The sequence below is a fragment of the Myxococcus guangdongensis genome, from assembly GCF_024198255.1.
Classification (GTDB): domain Bacteria; phylum Myxococcota; class Myxococcia; order Myxococcales; family Myxococcaceae; genus Myxococcus; species Myxococcus guangdongensis.
This window is the reverse complement of the sequence record NZ_JAJVKW010000015.1, coordinates 205238-219279: the sequence shown is the minus strand read 5'-3', so window position 1 is coordinate 219279 and position 14042 is coordinate 205238. Positions and strand designations below refer to the sequence as shown.

Sequence of the window (14042 nt, the reverse complement as noted above, 5' to 3'; positions counted from 1 at the left end):
AGGCCCGACATGAAGGCGAACAACATCCTGGAGACCATCGGCAACACGCCGCACGTGCGTATCAACCGGCTGTTTCCGTCTCGCGTCACGGTCCACATGAAGCTCGAGCGCGCCAACCCCGGCGGCAGCATCAAGGACCGCATCGCGCTCGCCATGATTGAGGACGCGGAGAAGCGCGGCATCCTCAAGAAGAGCAGCATCATCATCGAGCCCACCAGCGGCAACACCGGCATCGGCCTGGCCATGGTGGCCGCGGTGAAGGGCTACAAGCTGGTGCTCGTCATGCCGGACTCGATGAGCATCGAGCGCCGCCGCCTCATGTCCGCCTACGGCGCCACGTTCGAGCTCACCCCGCGCGCGCAGGGCATGAAGGGCGCCATCGCCCGCGCCAAGGAGCTCGTCGAACAGGTGCCCGACGCGTGGATGCCCCAGCAGTTCGAGAACGAGGCCAACATCGAGGTGCACAAGCGCACCACCGCGCAGGAAATCCTGAAGGACTTCCCGGACGGGCTCGACTACCTGATTACGGGCGTGGGCACGGGCGGCCACATCACCGGCTGCGCCGAGGTGCTCAAGCAGCACTGGCCCAAGCTGAAGGTGTTCGCGGTGGAGCCCACCAAGTCGCCCGTCATCAGCGGCGGCCAGCCCGGCCCCCACCCCATCCAGGGCATCGGCGCGGGCTTCATCCCCAAGAACCTGCACACCAACGCCCTCGACGGCGCCATCCAGGTGAACGAGGAGGACGCCGCCGAGTTCACCCGCCGCTCCGCGCGCGAGGAGGGCATCTTCGTGGGCATCTCCTCCGGCGCCGCGCTGGCCGCCGTGAATCAGAAGCTGGGCGAGATGCCCGACGGCAGCCGCGTGCTGTGCTTCTGCTACGACACCGGCGAGCGCTACCTCTCCATCGAGACGCTCTTCCCCGCGCAGCAGTAGGCGCGATTCAGCCGCCGTAGCCCTTCACCAGCTCCACCAGCCGGTCCATCTCCTCCGGCAGGTTGTAGAAGTGGGGGGACAGCCGGATGCGGCCCCGGCGCACGGAGTGGGCGACGTGGTGCTCGGCCAGGTACGCGCCGAGCGCCCGCACGTCGGCCCCGGGTGGCAGGAAGGTGAGGATGCCCGCGCGCAGCGCCGGCGTGGGCCCCACCTCGCAGCCCAGCTCGACGAGGCCCTTCTCCAGGCGCGCGAGCAGCTCCTTGATGCGCGCCTCGATGTTCTCCACGCCCACCTCCTGGAGCAGCTCCAGCGCGGCGCCCAGCGCGTAGAGGCCGGGGTAGGAGGCGCTGCCCTCCTCGAACTTGCCAGCGTCCGGGCGCAGCTCGAAGTGGGTGCGGTTGAAGTTCCACGCGTCCGTGGTGCTGCGCCACCCCACGAGCACGGGGCGCACCCTCGGCAGCACCTCCTTCGCCACGTACAACACGCCGATGCCGGAGATGCCGAGCATCCACTTGTGACTGTCCGCGCTGAGGAAGTGGATGCGACACTTCTTCACGTCCACGGGGACACAGCCGACGCTCTGGATGGCGTCCACGCAGAACAGGACGCCGGCCTTCTCGCACAGCGCGCCCACCGCCTCCAGGTCCGTGCGCACGCCGGTGGCGAACTGCACGGAGGACACCGCCACCAGCTTCGTGCGTGGGGTGAGCGCCTGGGCCACGGCCTCCACCGTGACGCCGCCGGACGGCGCCTGGATTTCCCGCACCACCACGCCCCGGTCCGCCAGGTGTTGCCAGGGATAGACATTGGAGGGGTACTCCAGCGACGTGGCCACGGCCACCTCGTCCCCGGGCTTCCAGTCGAGGCCCTCCGCGACGAGCCCCAGGCCATGGCTGGTGTTGCGCACGAAGGCCATCTCGCCTAGCTCCGCGTTCAGGAGGCGGGCGGCCAGGGCGCGGATGCGCTCGCAGTGGGCCTCCCAGCCCCGCTCGTGGCGGATGCCATGGTGGACCAGGTCCTCCATCCACCCGCGCACGGCCTCGGCGGCGCGCAGGCTGGTGGGGGCCACTCCCGCGTGATTGAAATAGAGCTGCTCCTGCAGCACGGGGAACAGGGCACGGTAGGACTCGAGCGGGCGCGTCATGCGCGTGAGTCTAGCCAGGAGTCCGGCCAGCCGGGCGGATGACGTTGACACTCCAAGGAGCTGCGCGTTCACCCGCGAGCAGGAGCCCCCCTCCCGGGACGGTGGGTGGATGGGATAAACATCGGGCCCCGGTTTCAGGAGAGAGGGCTGCGCATGCGACGCGAGGTTCGCGGTGTCGTGAGGAGCATGGTGTTGGCGAGCGTGTTGCTGGCCGGCTGTGCCGGCACCGTCAAGGCGCCCTACCCCAAGCTCCAGGCGGACACCTCGCCCGCGGCGGTCGCTCGCGGCGCCGCCATCTTCCACGCGAGCTGCGAGTCGTGTCATCGCGGCGGCGACAACGAGACGGCCTCGGGCGCGCCCCTGCACGAGCTGCCGTCGTACATGGGGAAGTTCCACGCCTCCAACCTGACGTCACATCCCACGGCGGGCATCGGCTCCGCGACGGACGAGGAGCTGGCGCGCGTCATCCGTTACGCGGTGAGCCGGGACGGACGGCTGATGGTGATGCCCAGCTATGGGATGGGGGACAAGGACCTGGCGGCGGTGCTCGGGTTCCTGCGCTCGGGACATCCGCTCTTCACGCCGGACCCCACGCCCGCGCCCCGCTCCGAGTTCAGCTTCTTCGGGGGGCTGGGCTTCCGCGTCATCACCGGCAACGAGCCCATCCCCCGTCCGCCCCTGGGCATCCCCGTGCCGGAGAAGGCGGCCACGCTGGAGTACGGCCGCTACATGGCGCATGACGTCTATGATTGCGCGTCCTGTCATACGCCGGGCTTCAGCCCGCGCAAGACGGAGGGCGACGATGTCTTCTCCGGTGGCATGTCGTTCAAGGACCCCGAGGGGCAGGACGTCGAGTCGAGCAACCTCACCTTCCACGGGACGGGGCTCGCGCACTGGACGCTGGAGGACTTCACCCGCGCGGTGAGGGACGGCCTCGCGCCGGATGGGTCCGCGCTGCGCTCGCCCATGCCCCGCTTCCGGGGAATGGACGCGGTGGAGGCGCAGGCGCTCTATGACTATCTGCGCTCGGTGCCGCTCAAGAAGAACGATGTGGACGGTGCTCGTCCCCGGCTGACCGCCACGTCCGTGCGCCCCACGTGGGTGACGAAGCTCGATGGCGCGGGCGCGGAGGATGCTGCGGAGTCCGATGACGGCTCCGGGTCGACGACCGTGGCGGAGGCGGCGTCGGCCACCACGACGGGGACAGGGCCGACGGCTCCCGCGTCGACCCCTGGCGCGGCAACGGGCACGGCGCCGCACGGCTCGACCTCCCCCGTGGCCTCGAACACCCCTGCGAACTCAGCGCCTCATGGCTCGGCCACCACCGTGGCGGGCACGGCGGCTCACGGCTCGCCCGCCGAGGTGGCCTCGGCCCCCGTCGCGGGCACGCAGCCTCCCGCCGCCACGCCGGTGGCGTCGAGCCCCGCGCCCCGCAGGCCTCGCCCCGCGGCGCCGAAGGTGGACGCGCCCAAGCTCTTCACGCAGCTGGGCTGCGCGGGCTGCCACGCGCCCGGCGCCCGCTACCACGAGCAGATTGCCCGCGCGTCGCGCCGCTCGGACGCGGACCTGGTGCGCTGGGTGCGCAACCCGGAGCAGTTCCAGCCCGGCACGCCCATGCCCACGTACGCGGACCTCCTGGACGAGCGCACCGCGCTGGCCCTGGTCCGCTGGGTGAAGTCCGGCGGCCCCGCGACGCTGAAGCCCGCCGCCCACTGAAGCCCACTCCGACGCGCGGCGAAGCCGCCTCACGCCCCGCGTGCCACCCGCGCGGCATAATTCGCGCGAAATGACCCGAGAAAGCACGCCCCCACGTATCTGGGTTGGAAGTTCCTCGGGGTGTCTTTCGACAACACCGGGGCACGCGCCACCCCGGTGCCATCCGGCCCCTGCCCCGGGGTGGCGTGTGTAATCTTCCCAAGTCCTCGCTCCGCTTCTCGGACGAAGGGCTGCGTCCCGGACGCGGCTCGCATAGCGTGGACGCATGACGGAGTGCCTCCTCAACATCGACCTGGGTGAGCTGCCCGACGAGGATGAGCGGCTCTACGCGCTCGCCCACGTGGCCAACATCGCCTGCGGTGCCCACGCGGGCGACGAGGCCTCCATGCGCCGCGCGCTCGCCCTGTGCGCCCGGCATGGCACCCGCGCCTGCGCGCATCCGTCCTACGAGGACCGGGAGGGCTTCGGACGCCGCACGCTCGACGTGACACCCGAGGTGCTCCGTCAACAGGTGGCCCACCAGTGCGCCCGCCTCGCCCGCCTCGCCCGCGAGGAGCGCCTCCCCGTCGGCTACGCCAAGCCCCACGGCGCGCTCTACCACGCGGCCAATGCCTCACCCGCGCTCGCCCGCGCCGTGGTGGAGGGCATCGTCGACGCGCTGGGCACCGGCGTCACCCTCATCGGACCTCCCACGGGCGCGCTCGCGGACGCGGCGACGGACGCCGGCCTGTGCCACGCGCGCGAGGGCTTCGCCGACCGAGGCACCCTCCCGGATGGCTCCCTGATTCCACGCGGCCAGCCCGGCGCCGTGCTCACCGACCTGGCGAAGGCCCGCGACAACACCGCGCGGCTGGTGACGGGCGGCGGCGTCGACACCGTGTGCGTTCACGGCGACACCCCCGGCGCGGTGGCGCTGGCCCGCGAGGTGCGCACCACGCTGGAGGCCCTCGCGCTGCCACTGGAGGCCCTGGGTGACGGCGCGCTGCGCATGGTGCTCCCCGCGGGCATCGAGCGGCGCGCCGCGCGCGACGTGTTGCATGCGCTCGAAGGCGTGATGGACGCCGTCGTCACCGAGGAGCACGCGTGCGTGTACTTCGACCCCGCGGCGCCGCCCTCGGAGCCGCGACTCGCGCTCGCCCGATGGCTGGGAGCGCCGCGGGCCACGTCCGCGTCCACGCTCGTCACGCTGCGCGTGCGCTACGACGGGCCCGACCTGGCGAAGGTCTCCGAGCGGACGGGCCTCCTGGTCGACGACGTGGCCCGGCTCCACACCGCGCGCGAGTACACGGTGCGCTGCGTGGGCTTCCTGCCCGGCTTCGCGTACCTGGGCGAGCTGGACCCACGCATCGTCGTGCCTCGGCTGCCCACGCCGCGCACGCGCGTGCCGGCGCTCGCGGTGGGCATCGCCGGAGGACGCACGGGCGTGTACCCGTTCGCGTCCCCCGGCGGCTGGAACCTGATTGGCACGGCGCTGGACTTCACGGCCTTCCACCCGGACCGGGGCGCGGTACTGCAACTCGGTGACAGGGTGCGCTTCGAGCGGGTGGACTGATGGCGGGCTGGTTGGAACTCACCGCGATGCGAGCCCCCGCCACCGTGCAGGACGGCGGCAGGCCCGGACAGATGCACCATGGCGTGCCTCCCGGCGGAGCGATGGTGCCGGAGCTGCTGGCGCAGGCCAACCGCGCGGTGGGCAACCGCTGGGACGCCGCCGCGCTGGAGTGCCTGGGCGCGCTGGAGCTGCGCGCACGCGGCGCTCCGCTGCGCCTCTCGGTGGATGGCCGCGAGCCCCATGCCCTCGACGAGGGCGAGGTCCTCCGCGTCCCCGCCTCCGAGCGCGCCAGCGTCAGCTACCTCGCGGTGGCCGGCGGCGTGGACGTGCCGGTGGTGCTCGGCGGCCGCGGCACGCTGCTGGTGGCGCGGCTGGGAGGCCACGAGGGGCGGATGCTGCGCCCCGGAGACTCACTGCCCGTCGGTGATGCACTCTCGCTCGCGATGCCCGTGGAGGGCCCTTGGGAGGAGTCGGGGCCCATCCGCCTGACGCTGGGCCCCGACACGCGCCACTTCGATTCGCTGATGGCGGCCTCGCTGCTGGGCGGCACCTTCACGGTGTCCAGCGCGAGCGACCGCGTGGGCATGCGGCTGCAGGGGCCCGCGCTCGCGCACGGCGATGAAGGCGCGAGGACCTCCCGCCCCATGGTGCGTGGCGCCATCCAGGTGACGCTGTCCGGTGAGCCCATCGTCCTCGGCCCCGACCACCCCACCACGGGTGGCTATCCCGTCATCGCCACCGTCATCCGCGCGGACTGGGGACGGCTGGGCGCCCGGCGCGCCGGCACGTCCGTCGAGTTCCAGGCGGTGAGCCCGCACGAGGCCCGCGAGGCCTGGCGAGAGCACATGCAGCGCTTCCACGCGGAGCCCTGACATGGAGCTGCGCACCCCCCGGCTCGTCCTCCGGGACTTCACGCGCGAGGACACCCCGAGCGTCCTCGCGTATCAATCCAAGCCCGCCTACCTCGAGCACGACGACCGCCCGCCGCCCACCGAGGACGACGTGCGCGCCTTCGTGGAGATGCTGTCCCAGTGGGCCCACGAGGAGCCCCGCGCGAAGTACCAGCTCGCCATCACCCTGGAGGGCCGCGTCATCGGCACCTGCGGGGTGCGCAAGGCGTCCGCCGGGGACACCGTCGCGGAGTACGGCTGCGAGCTGGACCCGGCGTTCTGGGGACACGGCTACGCGCACGAGGCCTCCCAGGCGCTCATCACCTTCGGCTTCACCACGCTCGGCCTGAAGCGGCTGTTCGCGCTCACCCGGCCCCAGAACCGCGCGGCCATCCGGCTGGCGCGAGCCCTGGGGTTCCACGGCGTGAGCGACGAGCGCTACGAGCGCGGCCCCGCCGGACCCGGGGCGTCCGTGGGGAGCGAGAAGGTGAACGTCGTCCCCAGGCCCAGCTGACTGCGCACGCTGACGGTGCCGCCGTGGGCCTCGACGATGCCCCGGGTGATGGAGAGCCCCAGGCCCACGCCGCTGCCCGGCGCGCGCGTCGTGGGGCGCTGGAACCGGTCGAACAGGACGGGCAGGAGCTCCGGGGAGATGCCCGCGCCCGTGTCCTCCACGCTCACCTCGACGCGGTTCTCGCGCACCTCCGCCATCACCGTGATTCGGCCCCCCGCGGGCGTGAAGCGCACGGCGTTGCCCACCAGGTTGGAGAACACCTGGTGGATGCGGTCTGGATCACACCACACCTCGATGTCCTGCGCGTGGGGGCGCAGCTCCAGGCCGATGCCCCGCTCCTGCGCCAGGGGGCTCAGCTCCGAGGCCTGCTCCAACAGCCGCGAGAGCGCCATCGACTCCTGGCTCACGCGGAAGCCACCGCCCTCGATGGCCGCGAAGTCCAGCAGGTCATGGATGAGCCGCTCCATGCGCAGCGAGGAGCGGTTGAGCGTGTCCAGGTGATGGCGCGCGCGCCCGTTGAGCGGGGCCAGCAGCGGCGCGAGCAGCGACGTCGTCATCGTGATGACGCCCAGCGGGTTGCGCAAATCGTGGGACACCATCGCCAACAGCTCACCGCGAAGGCGCGTCTCCGACTCCGCGGCCTTGCGCGCGCGGCGCTCCGCGTCGTACAGCCGCCCGTTGTCCACCGCGACGGCGGCGGAGTCCGCGAGCGCCTGGAGCAGCGCCACCTCGCGCGCGCCCGGCACGCGGCGCTCCGCCCAGTACGCGCCGATGGCGCCCACCGGGTCCGCGCGGCGCACGGGCACCATGACCAGGCTCTTCACGAAGGTGGCACGGTAGACGTCATGCGGGATGCGCTCGTCCGCGTAGATGTCCTCGATGACCGCCGCCTCGCCATGGAGGATGGCCCAACCGGAGATGCACGCGTGGATGGGGAAGCGCCGGCCCTTCCACAAGGGCGCGATGGCCTCCTCGTCCGCGTAGTGGACCTGGTCCCCTTCGCGCAGCACGAAGGTGACGCCATCGGCGCCGCTGAGCTGTCGGGCCGCGCGGCGCACCAGCGCCATCACGTCCTCCAGCTCCCTCAGATGCGACAACTCCTGCACCACTTCCAACAACACCAGCGCGTCATCGAATGTCAGCGCCTCGAGTGGCAAACGTTCCTGAAACCTTCTCAAGGACGACCTCCCTGGGAGCAAGACTCAGCCAACACACCCGAAAAGAAGGACGTTCATTCGCTCGCCACGCCCGCCAGGACAGCAACCTGGCGACCTGCCTCCATCCGCCCTTCCCGGAGATATAGAGACCCGCCATCTCCAGAACCACGTGAGTCGACCGCCTCGCCGGATTCGAGCCTGCGACTCTGCCCACGTGTCGACACCCTTCCACACCCCTCGTTCCCACGTGAACGGAAAAAATTGCAACCGCGCTCGACCCCGGGAGCGTCCGCGACGCCGGCCTGAAAAAACGAGCGCCTGGGTGAGGGGAAAAAAGCGGGGGTTTCGTTCAGGGGACAGGTGCGCATCCCGGCCCGTCATGACGACGACCGAGCGCCCCCTCCACGAGGCTCCCCGTGTCATCGCTTCAGGACGTCGCCCGACGCAGGCCCCCGACGCCAGACGCCGCGCCGCGCCAGGACGGCGAGCCCTTGCGCCGTGAGCACCATCTCGCGCGCGTCCCCGCCGTGCTTGCCGCGGCAGGAGCCTTTCGATGACCATGACCTTTCCCCGGAGGATGGTCCACGTGGAGCCGCGACAGAGACCGACCCAGACCGCGGGCGCTCTGCTCGATGACGAGCTGGAGAAGCTCCGAAGGGATTTGACCCACGCCGTCGCGCGGGTGTGCCCTCCCCGGCTGGCCGAGCGGCGCGACGATTTGGTGCAGACGGCGATGATGCGCGTCATGGAGCTGCAGCGGCGCGAGCCCGAGCGCTCGAAGCTGGCCCCGGCGTACCTGTACCGCGTCGCGTACACCGCGCTGGTGGACGAGCTGCGCGGGGTGCAGCGGCGCAAGGAGGTGGCGCTGGAGGAGGTGGAGGCGCTGCCCGAGTCGCCGGTGGCCTCGGGTGACCCGGAGCGCTCCGCGGGCTCCTCGCAGATTGCCCGCGCGGTGCGCGACTGCCTCAAGCGGCTGGTGCAGGACCGACGGCTGGCGGTGACGCTGTACCTGCAGGGCCACACCGTCCCGGAGGCCGCGGCGCTGCTGGGCTGGGATGGGAAGCGTACCGAGAACCTCGTCTACCGCGGACTGAGCGGCCTGCGCGCCTGCCTCTCCGCGAAGGGATTCGAGCCGTGAGCGAACACCGACGCGACGACACCGCGGTTCCCGAGGAGGCCACCGTCGAGCGCCTGCGCGCCGTGGTGCGAGGCGAGGACGCGGCCGAGGAGGCGGGCTCGCCCGTGGACCCGGACCTCATCTGGCGCGCGGTGAGCGGGGAGCTGCCCGCCGAGGAGCGCAGGGCCGTGGTGGAGCGCGTGGCGGCCGACCCCGCCTGGGCCGCGGCGTGGCGACTGGCGCACGAGCTGAACCGCGCCTCCCGCCAATCCTCCTCCGATGAGCGGGAGGACCTGCGGGGCTCCCGGGCCCGCGGGAGCGGCGGGGCGTCGCGCGACGAGCGACGGTTCCGCTTCGCATGGAGCCGGCCCCTGTGGGGCGCGGTGGCCACCGCGGCGCTGGTGCTGGTGGTGGTGGCCGTCAAGCTCCCTGAGGACTCCGACGCGCCGAACCTGCGGGGCCAGGACACCGCGGGGCTCGTCTCGCGCGTGCCCGAGGACGCGGCGCTGCGAAGGAATGACTGCGTCCTGCGTTGGAGCGGCGGAGCCGAGGGGACGCGCTGGTCGGTGCGGTTGTCCACCGAGGACCTGCGCTGGGTCCACCGCGCGGACTCGCTGGAGAAGAGCGAGTACCGCGTGCCGGAGGCGGTGCTCGCGCCGCTGGAGGCGGGCACGAAGTTGCTGTGGCAGGTGGAGGCGCGGTTGCCGGACGGACAGGTGCTCAGGAGCGCCACGTTCGTCAACCGCGTGGACTGAAGTCGCGGTGTCGAGCACCTGGAGAAGACCTCATGACGACGGAGAGAGTGATGACGACGCGACGCTGGATTCACGGAGGGCTGCTGACGTTGGCGCTGGCGTGTGGCCTGTCCACGCAGGCCTGGGGGCAAGCGACGACGTACACGAGCGGCAGGACGCCTTCCATCCGGGGTGAAGGGGGCGACACGGTGCTGTTCTCCGTGGTGGAGAACGCGGCGCGCACCGGGGCGAGCCAGTCCGTGGTGCTCCAGGTCGTCGACGCGAACACGGGCGTGGTGCTGGCGCAGACCCAGGGGACGGTGGGGCCGGACGCGCCGCTGCGGCTCATGTACCGGCCCTCGGTGAGCGGCCCCGTGTACGGACGCGCGTTCGCGCCCAAGAGTGGGCCGCAGCTCTCCGTGGCCCTCCTCACCGTGGAGCGCTGGAACCCCACCCGAGCGACGGCGTTCAGCGGCCCGCAGACATGTCACTGGGAGCTGGTCCCCATCATGCCGGAGCCGGACCGCCCTGACGGCCCCACCACGATTCGCGTCTGCGTTCCCGACGACCCGCCCACGCCGCAGGTCCGCGCGGCCCCGTAAGGATGAGATGCCCCTGACGCGATGGCTCCGGCGCGCCACCGAGCACCTCCTCACCTTCCTGGTGGGGATGCTGCTCGTCGTGTGTCCGGTCATCGCGTCCGCCGCGCAGGACGCGCGAGCCCCCGCGCCCACCCTCGTCGACTGCCAGGAGCGCTTCGCGGCCCGTCCCGAGGACCTGGCGACGGTGATGTGCTTCTACGAGTGCGCGCAGGTGCCCCAGGCGCGCGACACCGTCCGCCGGGCGCTGATGGCGCTGGGGAAGCAGCACCCCGAGAACGGGTGGCTCGCCCTGGTGCTGGGACACGTGGAGTTCCTGTCGGACCGCAAGGCCGCCGAGGTGGCCTACCTGCGCGCGGTGGACCTCTTCCACGCGCGGGGGGACGCGGAGGGCGAGGTGCTGGCGTCCACCAACCTGCGCTCCATCCTGTTGAAGCAGCGGCGCACCGAGGAGGCCCTGTCCTGGACACACCGCGTGGGAGAGGTGGCGCGCGCCTCGGGCAAGCCCGACCTGCTCGCCCGCGCGCTCATCGTCGAGGCCAGCCACCTGCACGACGTGGAGCACGACCTGGGCCGCGCCTTCCGCGTGCTCAAGCGCGCCGAGCCGCTCACCTTCCCCGACGGCGCTCCAGGACTGCAGAAGCAATACCTGACGCTGCTCCACTCCATCAGCGAGCGGCTGGGGTGGCTGGAGGAGGCGACGGAGGCCTCGGTCCGACTGGCGGAGGTGGCGCGAAGCTCGCGGGACCTGTTCTCCGAGGCGCGCGCGCGACACGCCCTCGCCAACCTCATGACGCGCAGGCATCTGCGCGACCGGGAGCCCGAGACGCGGGCCCAGGCCCTGCGAATGGCCCGGGAGGCCCTGGTCGCCTCGCGCAACGCGGGCGTCCAGCAGCTCGAGGTGAAGGCGCTGCGGCTCATCGCCGACCTGCTCGGCGACGGCCCCGAGGAGCAGCGCGAGGCCGAGGAGCTGCTGCGTGAGTGCATGCGCATCGCGGAGGAGCTGGCCTCGGATGAGCGGAAGATTGCGTGTCTGTGGACCCGCGCGGAGCGCAAGGCCCACGTCGACCCCGCCGGCGCCATCCAGGACTCGGAGGCGTCCATCCAGCTGGCGCTCGGCGTCCCGGACCCGCTGATTCTCGCCCTGGCCCTGCGGGGGCGCGCGCAGGTGGCGTACCTGACCCAGGCGCTCCCCATGGCGCTGGAGCACGCCGAGCGCGCCCTCGACGCAGTGGAGTCCCTGAGGGCCTCGCAGAGCGACGCCCTCATCCAGGCGGAGCTGTTCGCGAGCTGGGCGAGTGACTACCACCGGCTCGCGGGGTGGACGCTGGAGGCGGGCGGCGCGACGGGGAAGCCCCTCCTGATAGCGCCGCGTGAGGCGCTGAGCCGGGCCTTCGCCATGAGCGAGCGCATGCGGGCACGGAGCCTGCTCGACGCGCTCGTGGCCTCGCACGCGCTCGCGGCCGTGGCGGAGACGCCGAAGCACAAGGCCCAGCGCGACGAGGTGCGCGGGCGCCTGACGGCCGTGCAGCGCAAGCTGTTGGAGCCGACGCGCACCCTGGCGCAGCGGGAGGCGGCGCTGCGCGAGCTGCAGGAGCTGGAGCGCATCGACCGGGATTTGCGTCCCGCGCCGCGCCAGGGCGCCCGGGAGTTCGCCTCGCTCGAGAGCATCGAGCAGGAGCTCGGCGAAGACGAGGCCCTGCTGGCGTTCCTGGTGGGCGACGACACGGACACACGGGGGGACTTCGCGGGTGGCGCGTGGGTGCTGACGGTGACGCGGGGCGGGACGCGCGCGCACCGCATCCCCGAGCGAGCGCGCCTGACGCCCACCGTCGCGTTGTTCTCGGGCCTGCTCGAGCGGCGCGACGGCTCCGAGACGAACGCGGCGGCGGCCCTGTACGCCCAGCTCCTCGGCCCCGCGCTCGCGGAGCTGCCCACCACCGTGCGCCGCCTGCTGCTGGTGCCGGACGGGCCGCTGCACGACTTGCCCTTCGCCGCGCTGAGACAGGACGCGGACGGTCCGCCGCTCGTCGCGCGCTACGAGCTGTCCCTGGTGCCCTCCGCGAGCCTGTGGCGTCACTGGCGCCAGGCCGCCGCGCGCGCGCCCGGAGGCGAGGCGCTGGTGCTCGCGGACCCGGACCGGAGGGTGCACGTCTCGGACGCGCGCACCGTCTCGAAGGAGCGCATGACGGTCTTCACCGAGGCCGCGCGGGTGGGCGCGCTCCCCGAGGCCCGGCGCGAGGGACACGCGGTGATGGAGGCCCTGCGGGACACGGAGGTGACGCCGCGGCTGCTCACGGGCACCGAGGCCTCCGAGCGCGCGCTCAAGACCACGGACCTGACCCGGATGAAGGTGTTGCACATGGCGGCGCACGCCGTCGTCGACGCCGAGGCCCCCGAGCGCTCGGCGCTGGTGCTCGCCCCGGGCAGCGAGCAGGAGGACGGCATCCTGCAGCCGCGAGAAATCGCCGAGCTGAGCCTCCAGGGCGCGCTGGTGGTGCTGTCGGCGTGTCGCAGCGCCTCCGGCGCGGTGCTCGCGGGCGAGGGCGTGCTCAGCCTGTCCCGCGCCTTCTTCGAGGCGGGCTCGCGCGCGGTGGTGGCCAGCCTGTGGCCCCTGCGCGACGACGAGGCCGCGGACCTGGTGGCGCGCTTCTACGAATACCTGGCCCAGGGCCTGAGCAGCTCGGCCGCCCTGAGGCGCGCGCAGCTCGACGCCATCGACGACGGCCTGCCCGCCGCGGCCTGGGCGGGGCTCGTCGTGCTGGGAGACGCCTCGCTCACGGTGACACCTCCTCGCGAGGAACACCTGTCCTCCCACCTCCTCCTGCTGGGAACGGGGGGGCTCGCCGGTGTGCTCCTCCTGGGACTGCTCGGGTGGCGGTGGCGGGCCCGTCGCCTCCGGAGCGCCGCCTCATGAACGCAGGCCGTCCCGCGACTCCCTCACCTCACCGCTGAAGCAGGCGCGCGAGGAACTCACGGGTGCGCGGGTGCTGGGGCTCGCGCAACACCTGCTGGGGACTGCCCTCCTCCACCACCTTGCCCGCGTCCATGAACAGCACGCGGTGCGCGACGTCCGCCGCGAAGCCCATCTCGTGCGTCACCACGCACATCGTCATGCCCTCGCGCGCGAGCGTCCGCATGACCTCCAGCACCTCGCCCACCAGCTCCGGGTCCAGCGCGCTCGTCGGCTCGTCGAAGAGCATCAGCTCCGGCTTCATCGCCAGCGCCCGCGCAATCGCCACCCGCTGCTGCTGTCCACCGGAGAGCTGCGCCGGGTACGCCTCCGCGCGCGCGTCCAGGTGCACCATCGCCAGCATGCGCCGGCCGAGCGCGTCGGCCTCCGCGTCCGACAACCCCAGCACCCTGCGCGGCGCGAGCGTCACGTTGTCCAGCGCGCTCAGGTGGGGAAACAGGTGGAAGCGCTGGAACACCATGCCCACCCGGCGGTGCAGCGCCTGGAGCGAGCGCGGGTCATCGCGCACGGGCGTGCCACCCACGACGACGTCACCCTCCGACGGCACCTCCAGCCCGCACAGACAGCGCAGGAGCGTGGACTTGCCACAGCCGGAGGGCCCGACGAAGACGACCACCTCTCCGGGCTGCACGGAGAGGTCCACGCCCTTGAGGACCTCCAGCGTCCCGAAGCGCTTGTGCAGATTGCGAACCTCGACGAGCGCCATGGCCTT

General features: G+C 72.4%; 12 protein-coding genes. 9 read left to right on the top strand and 3 right to left on the bottom strand.

Annotation, left to right across the window (positions count from 1 at the left end; all coding sequences use genetic code 11):
• Positions 1 to 9 precede the first annotated feature (9 nt).
• The gene (gene cysK, locus LXT21_RS36235; protein WP_254042805.1) at positions 10 to 933 is read left to right on the top strand and encodes a cysteine synthase A; all 924 of its coding nucleotides are present in this window, start codon (positions 10 to 12) and stop codon (positions 931 to 933) included.
• A 7-nt stretch (positions 934 to 940) separates the two neighbouring features.
• Here cysK and LXT21_RS36230 read toward each other — a convergent pair whose 3' ends face one another.
• Complete coding sequence (locus LXT21_RS36230; RefSeq protein WP_254042804.1) at positions 941 to 2077, bottom strand: aminotransferase class V-fold PLP-dependent enzyme; 1137 nt, start codon at positions 2075 to 2077, stop codon at positions 941 to 943.
• A gap of 153 nt (positions 2078 to 2230) precedes the next feature.
• Here LXT21_RS36230 and LXT21_RS36225 point away from each other — a divergent pair, with 153 nt between their 5' ends.
• From LXT21_RS36225 to LXT21_RS36210, 4 genes are all read left to right on the top strand, one after another.
• Entirely contained in the window at positions 2231 to 3793 is a 1563-nt protein-coding gene (locus LXT21_RS36225; protein WP_254042803.1) for a c-type cytochrome, read from the top strand.
• Between the two features lie 265 nt (positions 3794 to 4058).
• Entirely contained in the window at positions 4059 to 5345 is a 1287-nt protein-coding gene (locus LXT21_RS36220) for a LamB/YcsF family protein (protein ID WP_254042802.1), read from the top strand.
• The gene (locus LXT21_RS36215) at positions 5345 to 6217 is read left to right on the top strand and encodes a 5-oxoprolinase subunit C family protein (protein ID WP_254042801.1); all 873 of its coding nucleotides are present in this window, start codon (positions 5345 to 5347) and stop codon (positions 6215 to 6217) included. Before LXT21_RS36220 ends, LXT21_RS36215 begins: the two co-directional genes overlap by 1 nt.
• Position 6218: 1 nt before the next feature.
• Entirely contained in the window at positions 6219 to 6749 is a 531-nt protein-coding gene (locus tag LXT21_RS36210; protein ID WP_254042800.1) for a GNAT family N-acetyltransferase, read from the top strand.
• Here LXT21_RS36210 and LXT21_RS36205 read toward each other — a convergent pair.
• A complete protein-coding gene (locus LXT21_RS36205) occupies positions 6674 to 7927 on the bottom strand; it encodes a sensor histidine kinase (RefSeq protein WP_254042799.1) in 1254 nt (417 codons plus the stop codon). The genes LXT21_RS36210 and LXT21_RS36205 overlap by 76 nt on opposite strands.
• 532 nt (positions 7928 to 8459) lie before the next feature.
• On the opposite strand from LXT21_RS36205, the gene LXT21_RS36200 reads away from it, so the two are divergent.
• From LXT21_RS36200 to LXT21_RS36185, 4 genes are read left to right on the top strand one after another with little or no spacing between them, the layout of a single operon-like run.
• Entirely contained in the window at positions 8460 to 9044 is a 585-nt protein-coding gene (locus tag LXT21_RS36200; RefSeq protein WP_254042798.1) for an RNA polymerase sigma factor, read from the top strand.
• A complete protein-coding gene (locus LXT21_RS36195; protein WP_254042797.1) occupies positions 9041 to 9778 on the top strand; it encodes a hypothetical protein in 738 nt (245 codons plus the stop codon). The genes LXT21_RS36200 and LXT21_RS36195 overlap by 4 nt, the downstream gene beginning before the upstream one ends.
• 32 nt (positions 9779 to 9810) lie before the next feature.
• Positions 9811 to 10359, top strand: coding sequence for a hypothetical protein (locus LXT21_RS36190; RefSeq protein WP_254042796.1), 549 nt, complete (start codon positions 9811 to 9813; stop codon positions 10357 to 10359).
• 7 nt (positions 10360 to 10366) lie between these two features.
• Positions 10367 to 13273, top strand: coding sequence for a CHAT domain-containing protein (locus LXT21_RS36185; RefSeq protein ID WP_254042795.1), 2907 nt, complete (start codon positions 10367 to 10369; stop codon positions 13271 to 13273).
• 28 nt (positions 13274 to 13301) lie between these two features.
• Here LXT21_RS36185 and LXT21_RS36180 read toward each other — a convergent pair whose 3' ends face one another.
• Complete coding sequence (locus LXT21_RS36180) at positions 13302 to 14036, bottom strand: amino acid ABC transporter ATP-binding protein (protein WP_254042794.1); 735 nt, start codon at positions 14034 to 14036, stop codon at positions 13302 to 13304.
• Between the last annotated feature and the right edge of the window lie 6 nt (positions 14037 to 14042).